Origin of the sequence: Microbulbifer sp., from assembly GCF_036563125.1 — a bacterium.
Taxonomy (GTDB): Bacteria; Pseudomonadota; Gammaproteobacteria; order Pseudomonadales; family Cellvibrionaceae; genus Microbulbifer.
Genome location: NZ_DATCMV010000074.1, coordinates 1 through 2110 on the forward strand (window position 1 = coordinate 1; position 2110 = coordinate 2110).

The 2110-nt window shown below is 56.9% G+C and carries 3 protein-coding genes; 2 read left to right on the forward strand and 1 reads right to left on the reverse strand.

The window, feature by feature from the left end:
- The first annotated feature begins 56 nt into the window (after positions 1 to 56).
- Positions 57 to 791: an MHYT domain-containing protein gene (locus tag VIL80_RS06100; RefSeq protein ID WP_332035256.1), complete on the forward strand. Its 735-nt coding sequence runs from the start codon at positions 57 to 59 to the stop codon at positions 789 to 791.
- Between the two features lie 134 nt (positions 792 to 925).
- Positions 926 to 1339, forward strand: coding sequence for a hypothetical protein (locus VIL80_RS06105; protein ID WP_332035257.1), 414 nt, complete (start codon positions 926 to 928; stop codon positions 1337 to 1339).
- Positions 1340 to 1464: 125 nt separating this feature from the next.
- Here the strand turns inward: VIL80_RS06105 and VIL80_RS06110 are convergent.
- Positions 1465 to 2110: Ivy family c-type lysozyme inhibitor (locus VIL80_RS06110; protein ID WP_527250107.1), on the reverse strand; the 646-nt coding region annotated here is incomplete at its 5' end.

Sequence of the window (2110 nt, forward strand, 5' to 3'; positions counted from 1 at the left end):
TCAGTGTGGAATCCGTCCATGCGTTTTCTGGGCGTCGCTTTATGGGGTAACTTTTCATGCTTGGCGAATACAGCATTCCGCTGGTGGTGCTTTCCTATGTGATCTCTGTGCTCGGTTCCTTTGCCGCACTGCAACTGGTAACGGCTATTTCAGAAGCCGTCATGAAAGCGGACCGCCGCAAGGCGGTGTTGTTTGCGGGCGTGGCGATGGGGGCCGGTGCCATCTGGTCGATGCATTTCGTGGGGATGATGGCGCAACATACCGGGATGCCCATGGCGTACGATGTGGCTGGCACGCTGTATTCCGTCGTAGTCGCGATAGCTGCTTGTACTGCCGGCCTCGCGCTGATTGGATTGGGTCGGTCAGGCCTTAGAAATTTAGTCCCGGCAGCGGTGTTCATGGGCGCAGGTGTGGCGGGCATGCACTACATGGGGATGGAGGCCATGCTGATGCCGGCAAGCATCGAGTACAACCTCAACATTTTGTTGATCTCTGTGATCATTGCCGTCGTGGCGGCCGCGGCAGCGCTGTGGATGGCGTTTGAGTTGCGCGGTATGTGGCAGAAATTTGGCAGTGCCCTAGTGATGGGGGTTGCAGTATGTGGTATGCACTATACCGGCATGGCGGCCGCCGAGTATGTGCCCACGCAGGCGGTGCCTGAGGCCGGGTTCGCCGGCGCACTGAGTGGTCAACATATCGGTGTGGCAACCGTATTCATCAGCCTTGCCGTGATCTTGCTGACACTGGGTGTCAATCGCTGGTATCGCCAGCGCCCTGCGGTGCCAGTCTGACTTGGCCCCCCTGTCGGATAACGGCATAGCCGTAGTGTGCGTGCCGGCAGTTGATTCAGTACCTGAAACCTCTATAGTGCAAAAGCGGCCGTACGTCGGTCGCCAAGTGCCAAAAAGAAAAGCGAGAGGTGCTCGTGCGATATATCAGCTGTGTTTCCCGACTCCTGTTCCTCACCATGGGGGCTCAACTGTTGTGGGGCTGCTCCAGCACCCCGACGGCTCCCAACCCGGGCCTGAAAGAATCTTTCCATACCGAGATCTCCGCCAACGGTTCCAAGCGTTTTACCTATTCTCTGGAGCTGCCGGTACCGGAACTCCGCGGCCCCTATACCGAAAGCCCGAATATGCGTAGTGGCATGATGCGCAACGAGGAAATGCGCAGGCCCGGGCGCGGCCAGCGGCTGGACATCAATTACGCGCTGGATCTTAAATTGAAGGAAACCCGTTTCTGTCGCGATGGGTATTTTGTCATTGATCGTGTGGTGTCCCAGCACGGTGGCGAGATTCGCGGCGAATGTCGGGATGGTGCGTCAACAGGTGTGAATTAAAGATTCGACGCGTTTGACGGAAACTTAAGGGAAAAGCCTTCGTCGGTGCTTTGCCGCCACAGGGTCAGCTTCAAGTCTAAAAAAAATGCCGGAGCAGTGCTCCGGCATTTTTTATGGTTTTCCACTTATTTGCTCTGGTCTGTTTCTGTCAGCTCTTTAATGGCATCGAGGGTTTCCTTGGTACCTTCCACGGCTTCTTGGCCAGCCTGCACTTTATTAACCACGTCTTGCGCAGCGGCGTTGTTGGCGATGACTGCTTTGGCCTGGGCGCTTCCCTGGGTCACTACAGAATCCACCGATTTTTCGACGGCACTTTCCACAGCACCCTCTATCGCACCTTCCAATGCGCCTTGCAGTGCCTGCTCGGGGTTGAGCAGTGCCTGGGTGCCGGTATCTACGGCCTTCTTGATGGCCACGGCTTGGTCTATACGTTGCTGAACTTCTACAGGCAGGGTAGGAGTCAGGGCTTCTTTTACGCTGGCCACTTGCTCGGAAAATACTTCCGGCATGCCGTCCTGGATCAGCATCACCGCCATCTGGTTTGTATCCGCGTTCCAGATCATCGCGGCCTGGTCGGTGTACTGGCGAACTTCACTGGGCGCATGGCGGGACAGCACGTAGTACAGCGCCCCTTCCTGCTGGATACTCTGGGCGGTCTTCAATACTGCCATCGTAGGCTCGTAGTGGTCGCCCAGCAGGGCGGTCATACGGTCTTTGACCACCGGGATTTCAAACAGGTCGACTTCATTCGGGTCGAAACCCACCAGCGGC

Bases quoted from the DNA above. Each gene is read 5' to 3' on its own strand.
- VIL80_RS06100 (WP_332035256.1), top strand. From the start codon at position 57: ATGCTTGGCGAATACAGCATTCCGCTGGTGGTGCTTTCCTATGTGATC.